This is a genomic window from Micromonospora fiedleri (assembly GCF_016774385.1).
Taxonomy (GTDB): Bacteria; Actinomycetota; Actinomycetes; order Mycobacteriales; family Micromonosporaceae; genus Micromonospora; species Micromonospora gifhornensis.
The window spans coordinates 1-774 of sequence record NZ_JAETXL010000028.1 but is presented as its reverse complement, the minus strand read 5'-3'; the positions used below and the strand labels follow the sequence as shown (position 1 = coordinate 774).

The 774-nt window shown below is 55.0% G+C and carries 2 protein-coding genes and 1 pseudogene; all 3 read right to left on the bottom strand.

Annotation, left to right across the window (positions count from 1 at the left end):
* Nucleotides 1–42: 42 nt before the first annotated feature.
* The 3 genes and pseudogenes from JMF97_RS32445 to JMF97_RS32435 all read right to left on the bottom strand — a co-directional run bounded on the left by JMF97_RS32445 (nucleotide 43) and on the right by JMF97_RS32435 (nucleotide 688).
* Nucleotides 43–210 carry a DUF2474 domain-containing protein gene (locus tag JMF97_RS32445; RefSeq protein ID WP_122838980.1) on the bottom strand — a complete coding sequence of 56 codons (168 nt, stop codon included), beginning with the start codon at nucleotides 208–210 and terminating at the stop codon, nucleotides 43–45.
* A gap of 112 nt (nucleotides 211–322) precedes the next feature.
* A pseudogene (locus tag JMF97_RS32440) lies at nucleotides 323–433 on the bottom strand (ubiquinol oxidase subunit II); the annotation flags it as partial.
* A gap of 6 nt (nucleotides 434–439) precedes the next feature.
* Entirely contained in the window at nucleotides 440–688 is a 249-nt protein-coding gene (locus JMF97_RS32435) for a hypothetical protein (RefSeq protein WP_498043319.1), read from the bottom strand.
* Between the last annotated feature and the right edge of the window lie 86 nt (nucleotides 689–774).

Below are 774 nucleotides of genomic sequence, written 5' to 3'. Positions count from 1 at the left end.
GAAAAAAACCTCCCTTCCAGGAGGTTTTTTTATCCGCCCATCTCAATGCGTGCTCAGGCCTGCTGCGTTCATGAACATGCGCATCAGGCTGGCGACGATGAACAATGCGCCGACGCTGCCGACCCAGATCATTGCCAGCCAGCCAAGGCGTTGCCACAGTGGTTTCTTCTCTGCGGCCTCGATTTCCTGCAACGAGCGTTTACTGGCCATGAACTTCTACCCTCCTATTCAAGGTTGATGGCGCCTGTGTCGACGCCATCGCGAGCAAGCTTTGCTCCCACAGGCTGTGCATCAAGCTCTGCAGTAGTCTTTGCAACTGCTGCTAGTGATAGCCATCCTCGTGGGTGACCTTGCCGCGGAACACGTAATAGCTCCAGAAGGTGTACCCCAGGATGAACGGGATAATGAACAGCGTACCCACCAGCATGAAGCCTGTCTCTTATACACATCTAGATGTGTATAAGAGACAGCCGCTGGGCACCGGACGTACTTCACCGGACAACCCAACTTCACCGAACACCAGCAGGTCATGGGGCAAGGGTCGATTGCGCAAGCTGGACATCACCGCCGCCATCAGCGCCAGGTCCGACGCGGTTTCCAGCACTTTCACGCCGCCTACCACGTTGAGGAACACATCCTGGTCGTGGGTTGGAATGCCACCATGGCGGTGCAGCACGGCGAGCAACATCTGTCTCTTATACACATCTAGATGTGTATAAGAGACAGCCCTAGAGCTTATCCCCAAATCTAGACACAAGCGGGCTTGTTCTCGAA